Origin of the sequence: uncultured Mesonia sp. (assembly GCA_947499595.1) — a bacterium.
GTDB lineage: Bacteria > Bacteroidota > Bacteroidia > Flavobacteriales > Flavobacteriaceae > Mesonia > Mesonia sediminis.
In genome coordinates this window covers 35,673-51,004 of record CANMOY010000003.1, presented here as the reverse complement: position 1 = coordinate 51,004, position 15,332 = coordinate 35,673, and the positions used below count along the sequence as shown (strand labels likewise).

General features: G+C 36.3%; 15 protein-coding genes and 1 tRNA gene. 8 read left to right on the top strand and 8 right to left on the bottom strand.

What is annotated here, in order from left to right; genetic code table 11:
* The first annotated feature begins 61 nt into the window (after positions 1-61).
* The 4 genes from proC (at position 62) to ACH2AZ_RS04330 (ending at position 3,918) form a co-directional block, all read left to right on the top strand.
* Positions 62-874: a pyrroline-5-carboxylate reductase gene (gene proC / locus ACH2AZ_RS04345; protein WP_394906816.1), complete on the top strand. Its 813-nt coding sequence runs from the start codon at positions 62-64 to the stop codon at positions 872-874.
* On the top strand, positions 874-1,662 hold the full coding sequence (proB, locus tag ACH2AZ_RS04340) for a glutamate 5-kinase (protein WP_394906815.1): 789 nt from the start codon (positions 874-876) through the stop codon (positions 1,660-1,662). The genes proC and proB overlap by 1 nt, the downstream gene beginning before the upstream one ends.
* A gap of 34 nt (positions 1,663-1,696) precedes the next feature.
* Entirely contained in the window at positions 1,697-2,896 is a 1,200-nt protein-coding gene (locus tag ACH2AZ_RS04335) for a glutamate-5-semialdehyde dehydrogenase (protein WP_394906814.1), read from the top strand.
* A gap of 158 nt (positions 2,897-3,054) precedes the next feature.
* Complete coding sequence (locus ACH2AZ_RS04330; RefSeq protein WP_394906813.1) at positions 3,055-3,918, top strand: RNA polymerase sigma factor RpoD/SigA; 864 nt, start codon at positions 3,055-3,057, stop codon at positions 3,916-3,918.
* Positions 3,919-3,948: 30 nt separating this feature from the next.
* Here ACH2AZ_RS04330 and ACH2AZ_RS04325 read toward each other — a convergent pair whose 3' ends face one another.
* A complete protein-coding gene (locus ACH2AZ_RS04325) occupies positions 3,949-4,962 on the bottom strand; it encodes a lipoate--protein ligase (RefSeq protein WP_394906812.1) in 1,014 nt (337 codons plus the stop codon).
* 128 nt (positions 4,963-5,090) lie between these two features.
* Between ACH2AZ_RS04325 and rpe the strand changes: the two genes are divergently transcribed.
* The 3 genes from rpe to ACH2AZ_RS04310 all read left to right on the top strand — a co-directional run bounded on the left by rpe (position 5,091) and on the right by ACH2AZ_RS04310 (position 7,565).
* Positions 5,091-5,753 (top strand): ribulose-phosphate 3-epimerase, encoded by a 663-nt coding sequence (gene rpe, locus ACH2AZ_RS04320; RefSeq protein ID WP_147861494.1) that lies wholly within the window; start codon positions 5,091-5,093, stop codon positions 5,751-5,753.
* Positions 5,753-6,733: a YpdA family putative bacillithiol disulfide reductase gene (locus tag ACH2AZ_RS04315; protein ID WP_394906811.1), complete on the top strand. Its 981-nt coding sequence runs from the start codon at positions 5,753-5,755 to the stop codon at positions 6,731-6,733. The genes rpe and ACH2AZ_RS04315 overlap by 1 nt, the downstream gene beginning before the upstream one ends.
* An 85-nt stretch (positions 6,734-6,818) precedes the next feature.
* The gene (locus ACH2AZ_RS04310) at positions 6,819-7,565 is read left to right on the top strand and encodes a hypothetical protein (RefSeq protein WP_394906810.1); all 747 of its coding nucleotides are present in this window, start codon (positions 6,819-6,821) and stop codon (positions 7,563-7,565) included.
* A 120-nt stretch (positions 7,566-7,685) separates the two neighbouring features.
* Here ACH2AZ_RS04310 and ACH2AZ_RS04305 read toward each other — a convergent pair whose 3' ends face one another.
* Positions 7,686-8,573 (bottom strand): zinc-dependent peptidase, encoded by an 888-nt coding sequence (locus ACH2AZ_RS04305; protein ID WP_394906809.1) that lies wholly within the window; start codon positions 8,571-8,573, stop codon positions 7,686-7,688.
* Positions 8,574-8,624: 51 nt separating this feature from the next.
* On the opposite strand from ACH2AZ_RS04305, the gene ACH2AZ_RS04300 reads away from it, so the two are divergent.
* Entirely contained in the window at positions 8,625-9,668 is a 1,044-nt protein-coding gene (locus ACH2AZ_RS04300; protein ID WP_394906808.1) for a flavin-containing monooxygenase, read from the top strand.
* Positions 9,669-9,731: 63 nt separating this feature from the next.
* On the opposite strand, the gene ACH2AZ_RS04295 is transcribed toward ACH2AZ_RS04300, so the two are convergent.
* The 6 genes from ACH2AZ_RS04295 to ftsZ all read right to left on the bottom strand — a co-directional run bounded on the left by ACH2AZ_RS04295 (position 9,732) and on the right by ftsZ (position 15,309).
* Positions 9,732-10,160 (bottom strand): hypothetical protein, encoded by a 429-nt coding sequence (locus ACH2AZ_RS04295; protein ID WP_394906807.1) that lies wholly within the window; start codon positions 10,158-10,160, stop codon positions 9,732-9,734.
* Positions 10,161-10,183: 23 nt separating this feature from the next.
* The gene (locus tag ACH2AZ_RS04290; RefSeq protein ID WP_394906806.1) at positions 10,184-11,539 is read right to left on the bottom strand and encodes an alpha/beta hydrolase family protein; all 1,356 of its coding nucleotides are present in this window, start codon (positions 11,537-11,539) and stop codon (positions 10,184-10,186) included.
* Between the two features lie 238 nt (positions 11,540-11,777).
* On the bottom strand, positions 11,778-12,176 hold the full coding sequence (locus ACH2AZ_RS04285) for a hypothetical protein (RefSeq protein ID WP_394906805.1): 399 nt from the start codon (positions 12,174-12,176) through the stop codon (positions 11,778-11,780).
* 572 nt (positions 12,177-12,748) lie between these two features.
* Positions 12,749-12,822: transfer RNA gene (locus tag ACH2AZ_RS04280), tRNA-Arg, on the bottom strand.
* Between the two features lie 43 nt (positions 12,823-12,865).
* The gene (locus tag ACH2AZ_RS04275; RefSeq protein ID WP_394906804.1) at positions 12,866-13,312 is read right to left on the bottom strand and encodes a GatB/YqeY domain-containing protein; all 447 of its coding nucleotides are present in this window, start codon (positions 13,310-13,312) and stop codon (positions 12,866-12,868) included.
* 11 nt (positions 13,313-13,323) lie between these two features.
* Positions 13,324-15,309 carry a cell division protein FtsZ gene (ftsZ, locus tag ACH2AZ_RS04270; RefSeq protein WP_394906803.1) on the bottom strand — a complete coding sequence of 662 codons (1,986 nt, stop codon included), beginning with the start codon at positions 15,307-15,309 and terminating at the stop codon, positions 13,324-13,326.
* Positions 15,310-15,332: the final 23 nt, after the last annotated feature.

Genomic DNA, 15,332 nt, shown 5'->3' with positions numbered 1-15,332 from the left:
ACTATCGTATGGTAGTTGCAGCTAATAAGACAACAATAAATTATTAACTTAAAAATAAGGAATGAAATTATTAGTAATTGGTGGCGGTAACATGGGTTTAACCTATTCTGAAGGTATGGCTAAGTCTGCTTTAATGAATGGAAAAAAAGTTAGAATTTTTGATACCGATCCAAAAAAAATTACGAAATTAAAAGAAGAAAATTTATTTGCTGTTTATGACAATTTAGAGGAGGTGCTTCCCAGCGCCGATTTGGTTTTTATCGCAGTTAAGCCTTACCACTGCGAAGAACTTTTTGAGCAAATGAAACCTCTAATCAATCCGCAACAAATTTTTGTATCATTGATGGCCGGGGTTACCATCGAAACCATAATGCAAGGTTTAAATACGCAAAAAGTGGTACGCACTATGCCTAATCTTCCCGCTCAAGTAGGCAAGGGAGTTACTTCCTACACAGAAAGCGATGCGGTTACACGCGTTGAATTGCTAACCGTTCGTAACTTATTAGATACAACCGGCGCATCTATTCACGTTGATACAGAAAATTTTATAGACGCTTCAACCGGTATATCAGGTAGCGGTCCTGCTTATGTATTTTATTTTATGGAATCAATGCTCGAAGCAGCAAAAAAAATGGGCTTTTCAGATTACGACTCCAAGATTTTAGTAAGCAATACTTTTGAAGGAGCGGTAGAATTATTCAATCAATCTGACTTATCTCCTAAGTCTTGGATGGATCGTGTAGCTTCAAAAGGGGGAACCACAAGAGCCGCCCTAGACTCCATGGAAGATAACAATGTAAATGAACTTATTAAAGAAGCGGCTTACGCAGCCTTTAATCGTGCTGTTGAATTAGGAGAAAAGAAGAACAAGTAATGACAGAAACAAAAGACATCAAACGAGTAGTAGTAAAAGTAGGAACCAATGTAATGACCAATAAAGATAACCGCATCTTAGGTCCGGTTTTAAAAGAAATCGTTCGTCAAATTGCGGTACTTTATGAACGCGATGTCATGGTTATATTAGTATCTTCTGGATCGGCTATAGCAGGAAAAGAAGTACTTAGTCAATGCAGTATAGAAGACGCTTCTACCAGAAGACAAGTGTATTCGGCTGTCGGGCAACCGCGTATGATGAGACACTATTATAGTTTATTTCACGATTACGGGATGCGCTGCGCCCAAGTTTTAGCTACTAAACGCGATTTCGCACCAGGAAGACATAGAGAAAATATGATCAATTGCTATGAAGGTTTACTATCGCAAGGGGTTATTCCTATTGCCAATGAAGATGATGCGGTTTCTCTTACCATGTCTATGTTTTCAGATAATGACGAGCTAGCCAGCCTAGTGGCTGAGTTGGTAAACGCCGACCGTTTGATTATTTTAACCGATACAGATGGACTTTATACTGGGCATCCAGACGACGATGACTCTGAAAGACTTAAACAAGTGACCCCCGACCAAGATGTTGAAAAATATGTTCAAGCCTCTGAAAAAGGTGAAGGAGAAGGCAGAGGCGGAATGGAAAGTAAATTAAAAATAGCTAAGCAAACCGCACTTAAAGATATACCTACCTATATCGCAAAAGGTAAAATACCTAATGTTATTGTAGATATAGTAGAAGGGAAAAATGTAGGTACAGAGTTTATTGTTAATGACTAAAAGATTAAATGAAGTAAGAATTAAAACAAAGCTTATGCAATTATTAGAAACAGATAAAAAAAATAACGTATTAGATTCAATGATGCGAATCATTGATCAACGAAGAAAAGAAATTATAGCGGCCAACCAAAAAGATCTTGATGCATTTTCTAAAGATGATCAAGCGCTTTACGACCGATTAGTGGTAGACAAAGCAAAGGTTGACGATATGATTAGAGCTATCAAAGAGGTAAAAGTACAGGAAGATCCTGTTGGGAATAACATTGCCGAAAAAAAATTAGATAGCGGTTTAGAAATCATCAATAAAACTGCTCCATTTGGGACCATTATGATTATTTATGAATCTAGACCCGATGTTACCATTGAAGCAGCCGTATTAGCTTTTAAAGCCAATAATAAAATTTTACTTAAGGGAGGTAAAGAAGCTAAACACTCTAATTTAGTTTTAGAATCTTGCTGGCATGAGGCTTTAGCCGAAAATGATTTAAGCAATGATTGGATACGTCTAATGCAAATGGATAGACACGAAACAAGAGATTTCCTGAAAAACCCAACTGAACCATTAGACTTGATTGTACCGAGAGGTGGAGAGCGTTTGATTAATTTTGTAAAAGAAAATGCGACTTGTGCAGTACTGATTAGTGGTAGAGGTAATAATTTTCTATACGTATCGCCAAAAGCTGATTGGGATAAAGCCAAAAAAGTTATCATCAATGCCAAAACCGATAAAATTTCGGGATGCAATGCTTTAGATAAGGTGCTGTTAGATAAAAATATTGAGAACTACGAAGAAAAGGTAGCTGATTTGTATAGCAGCTTAAAAGAAGTAAATGTAGCGGTCTGGGCAGATGAATCAATCCACGCTTTATGCCCAGAAACAAAATTACTAACCGATGAAGAGGCTTGGTACGAAGAGTTCCTAGCGATGAAAATTTTGGTAGCTGAAGTTTCAAGTATGTCAGAGGCTATTCAGAAAATAAATAAATATTCAGGTGGGCATTCAACTGCCATTATTACTGAAGACAAAACCGAAGCTTTAACTTTTATGGAGCAAATTGACAGTGCTGCGGTTTATCACAATGCCTCTACTCGATTTACAGATGGAGGTCAAATGGGAGTTGGTGCAGAACTAGCTATTAGCACAGACAAACTACATCATCGTGGGCCATTAGGTCTTAAGCAATTGGTCACCAATAAATATTATGTATTTGGCGATGGCCACATAAGGGTTTAATTAAAATAACCCAGAACAAAAAAGCCTTAAAATCAATTAAATGAGTTTAAGGCTTTTTTTTATGTGCACTCAAAATAAAAAAGTATTACTTTTGTAACCTTTTTCAAAAAGGCACGTATAACCTAATACAACCATTAATTTAACTGGGAGCATTTTAAATGAGACAACTTAAAATTACAAAGCAGGTAACCAATAGAGAAACCGCATCTTTAGACAAATACTTGCAAGAAATTGGTAAGGTAGATTTGATTACCGCAGAAGAAGAAGTAGAGTTAGCACAACGTATTAAGGCAGGTGATAACCGAGCTTTAGAGAAATTAACCAACGCTAACCTTCGTTTTGTGGTATCGGTAGCGAAGCAGTACCAGAACCAAGGACTTACCCTTCCCGATTTAATCAACGAAGGAAATTTAGGATTGATTAAAGCCGCAAAACGATTTGACGAAACACGTGGTTTTAAATTTATCTCTTATGCCGTTTGGTGGATTAGACAATCTATACTTCAAGCTTTAGCTGAGCAGTCTAGAATTGTACGTCTACCCTTAAACAAAATTGGCTCAATCAATAAAATAAACAAGACCTTTGCCTTTCTAGAGCAAGCCAATGAACGTCCTCCTAGTGCCGAAGAAATTGCTAAGGAATTAGACATGACAGTAAATGACGTTAAAGAGTCGTTGAAAAATTCAGGTAGACACGTTAGCATGGATGCACCTTTGATAGATGGTGAAGATTCTAATTTATATGATGTGTTGAAATTTGGTGAGTCTCCAAATCCCGATAAAGATTTGATGCATGACTCTCTAAGAACCGAAATAGAGCGAGCGCTTGAAACTTTGACTCCTAGAGAAGCCGATGTTTTAAGACTGTACTTTGGCTTAGGCGACCAACAACCTATGACCTTAGAAGAAATAGGAGAAACTTTTGATTTGACCCGTGAACGTGTGCGTCAAATTAAAGAAAAAGCTATCCGCCGACTTAAACATACCTCAAAAAGCAAAATACTAAAGACCTATTTAGGTTAAATAAAAAAACCGCCAATTGGCGGTTTTTTTTTATTCAGTTGACTCTTCATCTTCCCCATAAAGCAGCTCTATAAAATCTTCCTTGGCCAAATCACCAAAATAGTTTTTAAGGTTTACACCAGCTAAAGCCTCTTTTATATCAGGCAGTGTATAACGAACACCTAAAAGCTTATGCTCCAATTCATCTACCGGATCTTTACTAAAAAAGTCTCCATATATCTTAATAGCCGCTATATGACCTTTTTCCACAAAAATACGGAGATCAATAATTCCTACCGGAAATTTTTTCTCACGTTGGATATTAAATTTAGGCGACTTCCCGTAATTCCAGTCCCATTGGTCATATTTTTCCTTTTTTAGTTGGTGTACTCCGGCCCACTCCTCATCGGTAAGCTGATAAATACTAAAATCTTCTTTCTCTATAAACAGACCGTCTATAATTTTTTGCTTAAAGTCTTCAATACGCATAGGTTCTGGTAAAAACTCAGTGATGTTGGCCACTCTACTACGCACTGATTTATGTCCTTTAGACTGAATTTTACTCATTTTAACCTGAAGTGCTTTAGCTACTTCATTTAAATTGGTATCAAATAATAAGGTGCCGTGACTAAACATCCGCTTGACGCTAGAAAACTGAGCATTACCCGAAATCTTTTTCCCTTTGGCCAACAAGTCGTTTCTACCTTCCATTTTTGCAGGAACCCCTATCTCATTCAATATGTTCACAATAGGTTGTGTGAAATTCTTAAAGTTGTTCAATCGTTTCACATCATAATCGGTAATAAAGCTAAAGTTCAGATTCCCGTGGTCGTGATAAACCGCTCCCCCACCAGATATTCTTCTTACCACATGTATGCCTTTTTCTTCAATATAACTCGTATTTATTTCTTCTAAGGTATTTTGATTCCGTCCAATAATTATTGATGGCTCATTAATATAAAATAAAATGAAATCTTCACCCTGTTTAGAATTTCGAAGCATATATTCTTCTAAAGCAAGATTAAGGTAAGGATTTGTATTTCCTAAATTGTCTATTAAAATCATTTTGGTGTGGTATTTTCAAAAACTAAAAATAATAATAAAAGCCCGGTAAGAAAAGAATAAGCATTTATTTTCAACCAATTCTAGTCTCTAATGCCTATTTTTGCAAAAAATCAACAACACAACAAAAAATGAATGCAACAAAAATTGCTCCCTCAATTTTAGCAGCCGATTTTGCCAATTTACAGCGCGATATCGAAATGGTAAATAAAAGTCAGGCCGACTGGTTTCATATTGACATTATGGACGGCGTATTTGTACCCAATATCAGTTTTGGCATGCCTGTTTTAAAAGCCATAAGTAAACACGCTAAAAAAACTATAGATGTGCATTTGATGATTGTAGAGCCAGACCGTTACATTCAAACCTTTGCCGATTTAGGTGCAGATAATTTAACGGTACACTTTGAAGCCTGCACGCATCTACACCGCACTTTGCAAGCCATTAAAGCTGCAGGGATGAAAGCCGGGGTAGCCTTAAATCCGCACACGAATATACAACTACTTGAGGATGTGATTCAAGATATCGATTTAGTGTGTGTGATGAGTGTAAACCCGGGATTTGGCGGTCAAGCATTTATCGAAAATACCTATACAAAAGTGAGGGCATTAAAAGAGCTTATTATTTCGAAAAAAGCCAATACCTTAATTGAAATTGACGGTGGGGTTACAGACAAAAATGCCAAAGCACTAGTTGAAGCTGGTGCTGATGTATTGGTTGCTGGTAGCTTTGTATTTAAAAGCAAGCAGCCAATTGAAACCATAGCTAACTTAAAAGAAATTACCCAAAAATAATGATTTTAGATTGTCTGATAATTGGTGCAGGCCCTATCGGATTGGCTTGCGGCCTTGAAGCCCAAAAGAACAATTTATCCTATATTATTCTAGACAAGGGTACTTTGGTAAACTCCCTTTATCATTACCCCGCCAATATGACTTTTTTCTCGACATCAGAAAAATTAGAGATAGGCGGCATTCCTTTTATCAGCAATAATCCTAAACCCACTAAGCAAGAAGCATTAGAGTATTACCGCCGAATTACTACTGCTAACAATTTGGCGGTAAACCTTTTTGAAGCTGTATTAGAGGTAAAACAATCTAATGAATCTAATCTTCCTACTGCATACGAAATAAAGACCAACAAAGCTACGTATAAAGCCAAAAATATAATTGTAGCCACTGGCTTTTATGATATACCGAATAAATTAAATGTACCAGGTGAAGATTTACCAAAAGTAAATCATTATTACAATGACCCTCATTATTACGCACAACAGCATGTTGCAATAATAGGAGCGAGTAATTCTGCAGTAGATGCCGCACTCGAGATTTACCGAAAAGGCGGAAAAGTAAGCATGATTATCCGTGGTGAAAAAATTGGAGAACGAGTAAAATATTGGGTGAAACCCGACATTGAGAACCGCATAAAAGAAGGTAGTATTAAAGCCTACTTTAACGCAGAGGTTACTCGTATTCTAAAAGAGGAAATAGAATTGCGTACACCTACCTCAACTATAAGCCTTCCAAACGACTTTGTACTAGCGCTTACTGGTTACCAACCTAATTTTAATTTCCTCAAAGACTTAGGAATTGATTGGGCCGACAAAACAAAAAAGATACCCTTTTACGATGAACGCACGATGGAAACCAACCAAAAAGGAATTTATTTGGCCGGTGTTATTTGTGGCGGTTTAGAAACACATAAGTGGTTTATTGAAAACTCCAGGGTACACGCCACCCTAATTATTCAAGACATTGTAAAAAAACAAGATTAACTACAAGGTTGATTAACAGTTTATTAACACAACAAACGATTTAGGTTTAATATCTTTACAAGACTAACAACCAAATCAACCTATTATGAAACCTTTTAACACCGCAGCGTGCAAAATGCTGGGCATGTTCTTAGCATGTAGCATTTGCCTTCCCGTCTTGTATTCCTGCTCAGACGACGACAGCATCACTCCCAACAGTATGGGAAAATTAGAAGTACAACTCACTTCAGATGTTAACAATTTTAGCAACAAAACATCAAATCCTAATACCATTGAAATAGATCAGTTCTGGGTAAACTTATCGGATATTGAAATAAAACTAGCCGATTATGATGACATCAAAGAGAATGATGGTTACTACGATGCCAGTATGAACCCTAAACTTCAAGGTCCGTTTTTAGCCAACTTAATCAATCCTAGACCTGTAAATTTAGTTGATATTACTATACCTAATGGGTTATACGAAGAAATAGTGTTTTCTTTTGATTCACATCAAAACCCCGAAAATGAAATGTATCAAAAAAGCATTCAAATAACAGGAAAAATAAAGGGCAAACCATTCATTTTTTGGCACGATTGCAGCAATGATATTCGGCTTAAATATGGTGCAAATAAAGAGTTTATAACCATTGAAGAAAATCAAGTAAAGCTTCTCGTAAACTTTGATAGCTACCTCGCTTTTAATTCAAATTTCATAAACTTTGATGATATTAAAGATGGCGATGGCGATGGTATATTTTCTATTTCACCCCTAGACAATGATGGTAATAATTTGATTGCCGAGCGAATTAAACTGATTCTTTTACAACATGTAAGTTTAAAGTTAAATTAGTTTTTTTCAACTAAAGGCGGCAAAATTCTGTATACTTAATAATATATTTTATACAAAGCTCATACTAACTAACCCATAAGCGCTCTGTATCAATTGTTTCAACTTTTTTTTGCCGCTTTTTTAATGAATCATTCGGTAATTAAGCATTTCCCTGGTTTTTATATATAAATCGGGGAATTCTTGTTTTAAACGCTGCGGCGATTCAATAAAATGCTCAACCAAAACCGCAATAAACTCAAATTCATTGGTAAATGCATAGTTTCTAAAAAACTTTGAGTGCAGCACATAATTTCTATAAGAGTCTTTCTTAAGCTTGTTTATAATCTCTTTACTGGCATCTATAAAAATATCTCCACTAATACTAGACTCTTTATAACTATTAATTTGGATGACATGGATAAATTCATGAATCCCCAGATTAACATTATCGCTGCGATGTTCAAAACCCAGAAGAAAGTCTTTCCAACTTAAAACCATAGTTTTTAAAAGCGGATTAAACTCCCCCTTGTGATCCTGTTTCGTGATTGTTGAGCGATAGATTTCTGGATAAATCAAAATTTTTTGCAAGATAGGTAACTTATAGCGACGCATCCCAAAAGTAAGCATGACAGCAGTGGCCGCCACATACAATTCTACTTCTGGAGTGACCACAAACCCTGAACGACCTTCAAAAGTTTTATGCTTTAAAAAACCACTTACCCTGTGATCAAAAAAAAGTTGCTTTCGCGGATTTAATTGACGATAAAACGAAAAACGTTTGCTAATAAATTGTTTTTGGTCTTGAGTAAGTTTGCGCAAAGGCCAATAAAAATGGATAAATAAGGGTTTATTGGTACGAGTGGCATAAATATATTCTATTGTCGAAAAAATCTTACCCAATAAAAATAGCACAAAGAATATTAAGAGAGCCCCCAGTACAATGACTAAAAAGTAAATATTTATTTTTTCTTCTTCCAAACTAATTTTTTTTCGAATATAGAATATTTTTAGAGCACTATTCCATTTCATAATTTGGTTTTTTTAAATTTTTACGTTATCATGGGCTAATACCTATAAACTATGAAAGACTTTATTATTGTAGGCGCTGCTCAGGCAGGTCTAGCAATGGCGTATTACCTACAACAAAACAATCAATCTTTTTTAATGGTTGATAAAGAAAGTGAAATAGGAGCTTCTTGGTTAAATAGATGGGACTCATTAAAGCTTTTTACACCAACTGAGTTCAATCATTTACCCGGCTTAGATTTTCCTGCCCCAAAGGGCCATTACCCCAATAAATATGAAGTCGCTGAGTATTTTAAAACCTACGCCAATCATTTCAATTTCCCTATTGAGTTAAACACCTTAATTCAAAAAATTTATAAAAAAGACGAGATTTTTCATCTAAAGCATAAAAATGGAGTTTACCAAGCCAAGAACGTTATCATTGCCACAGGACCTTTTCACATTCCTTATACACCTCCCTGTGCCAAAAAAATAGCGGACGAAATCTGTCAAATGCATAGTAATTATTATCAAAACCCAAAGCAATTAAAAGCAGGCAACGCTCTAGTAGTAGGTGATGGCGATAGCGGTTTTCAAATACTTGATGAAGTCTCAAAACAAAACCAACATACCGTTTATTTTTCAGGAGAAACCAATATTAAAAGTTTACCCCAAGAAATTTTAGGCAAAACGCTTTGGTGGTGGTTTACAAAGACAGGTTTTTTATCATTTAGCAAAAATAGTTTTATTGGAAAAAGAATAAGTAATAACCGCCAGCCTGTTATTGGCACCAACGTAAAAGAGATACTAAATAGAGAAAATGTTATACCCGTAGGTAGAACGACCGATGCAGATGGTAAACGCATCGAAACCGAATTAAAGACCTTAGAAGATGTTAAAAATATCGTTTGGGCAACTGGTTATCGACCGAATTTTGAATGGATTGAAGGCTTAGAGCTTACTCACGAAGGTTATCCCAAGCATCACAGAGGAGTGAGCACAATGAAAGGCTTATACTTTATAGGCCTTCCGTGGCTGCATACTCGAGGCTCTGCAACTTTAGGTGGCATAAAAAAAGATGCAGCCTACTTGGTGAAAAAAATACAGAAAAAGCAATAGTTGGTTTAATAAAAAAAGGTAACTGCGATTGCAGCCACCTTTTTCTTTTTAGAAAGCCTTAGCCTAATTGTTTAAAATTTCTTTAGCGCGGCTAATGCTTTTTAAAACATGATCCCGCATGGCTTCCACAGCCGGCTTTTCGCTTATTAAGCTATCCGTACGTTGCTTTAATTCTTTTGCATCAAGATTTTCGATTTGGTTAACATCTGGAAATTTGGAAGAAAAATCCTGCATCCAAGTCATCATATGCTTATGTGCCGCCTGTAAATCTTTTTGAGCTTTTATATAATTTTCTGATTCTGATGTACTATCAATTTTTTCTTCTAATTGCTTAAGCAGGGTGTTTATTTCTCCCATCTTAGGCATGGCTACATCGTGAGCATCAAATACTTCTTGTAGTACCTCATCGTGTTTTTCTTTAAGCGCCTTACGCTCATTGCTACAGCCTATAACAAATAAAGCTATAAGTGGCAAAATAAGTAAATTTTTCATGCTGAAGTTTTATTCAAATATACTTATTCTCTTTTAATATTGCGGTTAATAAAATCTAGAATATCTTGCAAAACTATAGGAGCAATAGTCTGCTCAATCTGCCCATATTCCGCCGGTAATCCCGTTTTAGCTTTCTGAAATAAATGATTTAAATCGGGATAATTCTTCACGACAACATTTGCTGAACCTCCTTTGCTGTTTGCGTTTTGTATGGCTTGCAAATTGTCTTTAGCGTTGACCTGTAAATCTAGCGCACCATTTAAAGCCAATATTGGCACTTCTATTTTACTCCAGTAAAGAGCCGGATTAGTTTTAATTAAACTTCGAATACCCGGACTCAAAAACTGCTGTTTTAATTCATTTCGCTTTTGAGCGGAATTTATTTCTTCCTCATTAAAAAAATCATTTACAGCCTGATTTAAAGCTTCTTCATCGCTTATGCTCTTTATTAAATCAAACATTTTTTGATTGAATTCTAATCTTGGTTGTACTTGTTCCTCAGTAAAACCAAGTGCCAAACTTAATTCTTTATTTTGGGTAATAAGCAGTTCATCTAAAGGTACTCCGGGCCCCGCCAAACTAACGATAAAGTCAACATTCGAATTACCACTAGCAAGCATAGCAGCAACCAATCCGCCTTCACTATGACCAACTAAACCGATCTCTTTTACCTGATCATGGTTTTTTAAAAATGAAAGTGCCGAAGCCGCATCAATTACCAAATCGTTTAAACTGGCTTGACTAAAATCTCCCGTAGATTCTCCCACCCCACGATCATCGTAGCGCAAAACAGCAATACCGTTTCTAGTCAAAAAATCGGCTATTACTAAAAATGGCTTATGCCCCATTAAGCTTTCATCCCGATCTTGAGGGCCACTACCACTTAATAAGATAACTGCTGGAAATTCTCCTTTAGAACTAGGCAGGGTTAAGCTACCAGCCAAACGTACACCTCCTTCTTTATTTTTAAAACTTACCTCTTTTACTATGTAAGGAAAAGGTTCTCGTGGTTCTTGAGGCCGTAATTGGGCAGGCTTTGTTCTAGTTAAGTTTAAAGTTGTGCTAAATCCGCCCTGAGCGAACGTACCAAACAGAGTATCCTTTTTAATTTCTGCACTATAACGCAATGCCAACTGTGGCGCTTCTAGATGTAATCTATCACCTTCAATTCGCGTAACCTCAACCGGTATTCCCTTAGCGTTTTGGTCAGGGCTATCCATCGTAGTGGTAAAACCTTGTTCATTTTTATTGATATGAAAACTTAAATTTAAACGTTGACCTCCCGCCTGCAACACTCCATACCAGGAGCCTTCAAACTCTTGTGCAATCATAGTCGCTGAAGATGCAATCAACAAGATTAGGGTAAAATAATATTTCATTAGTATGATTTTTAAATAAGATGTTCTATAAAAGTAATATTACCTGAACAAACAAATGCTATTCATAGAGATTTATTTATATATACCCTTTACTGGGTATTTTTAAAAAAAGGAAAATGCATAATTTTGACACGCTAATTAACCAATTATAACCGCCGTAATAGTTGTTTAATTTTTATTAAACCAGTTTTAAATTAGGGTAACTACTAAATTTTCGAGTTTGCGGCGGTTTCTAATACTATTGGACTCTATCTATAATAACACAAAATTCGGCTTCTAAACCATTTGCAGTCAAATCAAATCGCATTTCATCTCCTACCGTGTTACCAGTTCGCTGGCAAATTACATTTACATTATATACATTCCCATTTAAACTAAGCGTTCCAGTTCCTGTTGCATTTAACCCCACAGTAGTGGTTAAAAAGTAAAAACTACCAGGTTGAGAGGTTTTATAAATCTCAACTTCTGGCCCGTTCGATGAGGAGATAAAAAAATCGGTGTATAAATCGGCTTCTGGAATAAGGATGCTTGTGTTGTTATTTGTGTCTAAATAAGAAAAACCTAGGTAAGAGCATTGATTTTGGTTTGGTGCGTTACCGTCGTCATTATCGCAGGCTACCGAAGCAACAACTATCATAAGGCAAAACAATTTATTTAGCACCTTCATAAATTATAATATTTAACTTAAAGTTAAAAAATAAACACAAAAAATATGTGAATATTTACATAATTCACTACATCAGATTAACGGATTTTAAATTAAATGAATCTAATAATTATGTTTTCTCATAAAATTATAGTTGAACTAGAGATGTTAAATGATTTCATCTAGAATTTATGTACTTAAAAGTTAAGTCTAATCTGGTAGTTTTTACACTTTAGGAATAAAATTGATGACAAAAAATGTTTATAACCTTTAAAAAAGAGCTCTTTATAAGTTTATATCAAATGCTTAGATAAAGTTGATCTCAATAACTAATAGAAATTCTGCATGCGCGTTATGAGGAAGTTTAAGAAAATTTAAAAGGGCGACACAACGGGCGACACAAGAAAAAAATAACCCCTTGAAAAACAAGAGGTTATGGACTAAAAAATTGACCCCGGCAGATTGACTGCGTCTTCCTGACAAAGCTCCGCTTTGAAAATAAAAAAGCCTCACTTTCAGTTTCAAGCAAGCTTGGTAGAAAGTAAGGCTTTTTTATTTATTCGTGACCCCGGCAGGATTCAAACCTGCAACCCTCAGAGCCGAAATCTGATGCGCTATTCAGTTGCGCCACGGGGCCTAATAGCTATTTAAGCAGCGCAAAAATACCTAATATAGTATACTTATGCTAATTTTTTTCTAACAATTGCCGAAATGGTTTTACCATCGGCTTTTCCCATCATTTTTTGGCTGGCTATACCCATTACTTTACCCATATCTTGCATTCCAGACGCTCCTACTTCTGCAATTATAGCTTGCACTTCGGCTTCAATCTCGGGTTCAGTAAGCTGTTTGGGTAAAAATTGAGTAATAACCTCAGCTTCGGCTAGTTCTGGCTCTGCCAAATCTTCACGTTGTTGACTTTGGTAAATTTCTGCGCTATCTCTACGTTGCTTCACTAATTTTTGCACTATCTGGATTTCTTGCTCTTCAGTCAAATCCGTCGCATTAGCCTCTGTCTTAGCTAAAATCAATGCATTTTTTATAGCACGCAGTGCTCCTAAGGCCATTTGATCTTTCGATTTCATGGCCTCTTTCATTTTTATCATTACTTGTTTTTCTAAACTCATAAATTTTGTATTTAATCTACATTATCGTGTAAAAACGAGTTATTTGTTCTAAAATTCAAATCATCCTTTGAAGAACCATTTACACTGGTTCGAGATAGTTTTGTATCACCTGTGGTTTCTCCTTCTTCTAAATCGAGACCGGCTCGCTTATATGCTGGCATTCGTTCAATTTCTTCTATAGATGAATTATTCCTAAACTTATAGTTAAACTCCTTCATGCGCTTACGTCTCTCTGCCGCTCGTGCAATAAGATCTTGCGATATTGGGTTTTCTAAAGGATCGATTTCTTCTGTATCTTTTGGCTCTTCTACCGGATTATTTTTATTCTCAAAAGAAGCGGCCTCAACCTTACTTATAGGTTCAGAAACAGGCTGTTTAACTTCAATTTGAGTCTGTTGTCTATAATCTTCCTCTGGAGCTCTATTTTCTTGGAACTGTTTTTCCTCCTCCATATAGTCATCTAAACTATAGCGTTTTACTCCTCCTGTTACATTGGGTTTTGGCGCAGATGGTGTTTGCTTTTCGTGCGGCTCTTCCTCAAGCCTGTGAATAATTTTAGATGATGTAGGTTCTACTTCTGTAGGTGTTTTTGCAGTCTCCTCCGAAATAGATGAAGGAGCAGGTTTTGAAGCTATAGGATTAATAGGGAAATCAAATGTAAAATTTACCTGTTCTTTCTCCTTATCTTCTTCAACCTGTCTTTTCTCTTCTACTGGCTCTTGTTCTTTGGTTGTATTCTTAGTTGCATCAACAAAAACAAAATCATCTGTATTCGCTTCCGCGGAAGCTTGCACTTCTTGTTCTTGCGCATTAGTAGACTCTTGTGGTTCTTCAAGCTGCTCTTGCTCAAATAGCGTGTGCACTACTCTCTCTTCCTGCTCTTCTTTAGGCAAAGGCTCATCTATGGCAGATGATCGCGCTTGAAATCGCTTTTCGCTTAAATCTTGAACTACCTTCTGCTCATCTTCTAAGGTGTGAATGATCTTCTTGGCCTCTGTATTAACAATTACATTTTGTTGTTCTACATCAAAACCAGTAGCAATTATGGTTACCGATATAGATTCATCAAGGTTAGAGTCTTCCCCTACACCCATAATGATATTCGCACTATGCCCTGCTTCATTTTGAATATGATCATTGATCTCTCCAATTTCATCGATAGTAATTTCTTGGGAGCCCGAAACAATAAGCAGCAACACGTTTTTGGCGCCCGTAATTTTATTATCATTTAATAAAGGTGAATCTAGTGCTTTAATGATCGCTTCTTGAGCTCTATTGCTACCTGAGGCGGTTGAAGACCCCATAATGGCCGTACCGCTATTACTCAATACCGTTTTAGCATCACGTAAATCTATATTTTGTTGGTAGTGATGTGTAATTACTTCTGCAATACCTCGTGAGGCAGTAGCTAAAACTTCATCGGCCTTAGAGAATCCGGCTTTAAAGCCTAAATTACCATAAACCTCACGAAGTTTATTATTATTAATAACAATAAGCGAGTCTACTTGTTTTCTTAATTTTTCTACCCCTTGTTGAGCTTGATCATTTCTTGTTTTACCTTCAAACTGAAATGGAATAGTTACAATACCTACGGTAAGAATTCCCATCTCTTTAGCCTGTTGAGCAATGATTGGTGCGGCTCCAGTTCCGGTACCTCCACCCATACCTGCGGTAATGAATACCATTTTTGTATTGGTATTAAGCATGCTCTTAAGGTCTTCAAAACTCTCTAAAGCGGCCTGCTCTCCAATCTCTGGATTAGCACCTGCTCCTAACCCCTCGGTTAGGTTTACTCCTAATTGTAACTTAATAGGAACCGGACTATTTTCTAGGGCCTGCGCATCGGTGTTGCACACAACAAAATCTACTCCTTTTATTCCTTGTTCAAACATATGATTAATGGCGTTTGAACCGCCGCCACCAACGCCAATCACTTTGATCACGTTAGATTGATTTTTGGGTAAATCAAATGAAATGTCGAATTCTGTGCTGCTCATAATTCTATATTTTGGGTGTTATG

Bases quoted from the DNA above. Each gene is read 5' to 3' on its own strand.
- proC (WP_394906816.1), top strand. From the start codon at position 62: ATGAAATTATTAGTAATTGGTGGCGGTAACATGGGTTTAACCTATTCT.
- proB (WP_394906815.1), top strand. From the start codon at position 874: ATGACAGAAACAAAAGACATCAAACGAGTAGTAGTAAAAGTAGGAACC.
- ACH2AZ_RS04335 (WP_394906814.1), top strand. From the start codon at position 1,697: ATGCAATTATTAGAAACAGATAAAAAAAATAACGTATTAGATTCAATG.
- ACH2AZ_RS04330 (WP_394906813.1), top strand. From the start codon at position 3,055: ATGAGACAACTTAAAATTACAAAGCAGGTAACCAATAGAGAAACCGCA.
- ACH2AZ_RS04325 (WP_394906812.1), bottom strand. From the start codon at position 4,962: ATGATTTTAATAGACAATTTAGGAAATACAAATCCTTACCTTAATCTT.
- rpe (WP_147861494.1), top strand. From the start codon at position 5,091: ATGAATGCAACAAAAATTGCTCCCTCAATTTTAGCAGCCGATTTTGCC.
- ACH2AZ_RS04315 (WP_394906811.1), top strand. From the start codon at position 5,753: ATGATTTTAGATTGTCTGATAATTGGTGCAGGCCCTATCGGATTGGCT.
- ACH2AZ_RS04310 (WP_394906810.1), top strand. From the start codon at position 6,819: ATGAAACCTTTTAACACCGCAGCGTGCAAAATGCTGGGCATGTTCTTA.
- ACH2AZ_RS04305 (WP_394906809.1), bottom strand. From the start codon at position 8,573: ATGAAATGGAATAGTGCTCTAAAAATATTCTATATTCGAAAAAAAATT.
- ACH2AZ_RS04300 (WP_394906808.1), top strand. From the start codon at position 8,625: ATGAAAGACTTTATTATTGTAGGCGCTGCTCAGGCAGGTCTAGCAATG.
- ACH2AZ_RS04295 (WP_394906807.1), bottom strand. From the start codon at position 10,160: ATGAAAAATTTACTTATTTTGCCACTTATAGCTTTATTTGTTATAGGC.
- ACH2AZ_RS04290 (WP_394906806.1), bottom strand. From the start codon at position 11,539: ATGAAATATTATTTTACCCTAATCTTGTTGATTGCATCTTCAGCGACT.
- ACH2AZ_RS04285 (WP_394906805.1), bottom strand. From the start codon at position 12,176: ATGATAGTTGTTGCTTCGGTAGCCTGCGATAATGACGACGGTAACGCA.
- ACH2AZ_RS04275 (WP_394906804.1), bottom strand. From the start codon at position 13,312: ATGAGTTTAGAAAAACAAGTAATGATAAAAATGAAAGAGGCCATGAAA.
- ftsZ (WP_394906803.1), bottom strand. From the start codon at position 15,309: ATGAGCAGCACAGAATTCGACATTTCATTTGATTTACCCAAAAATCAA.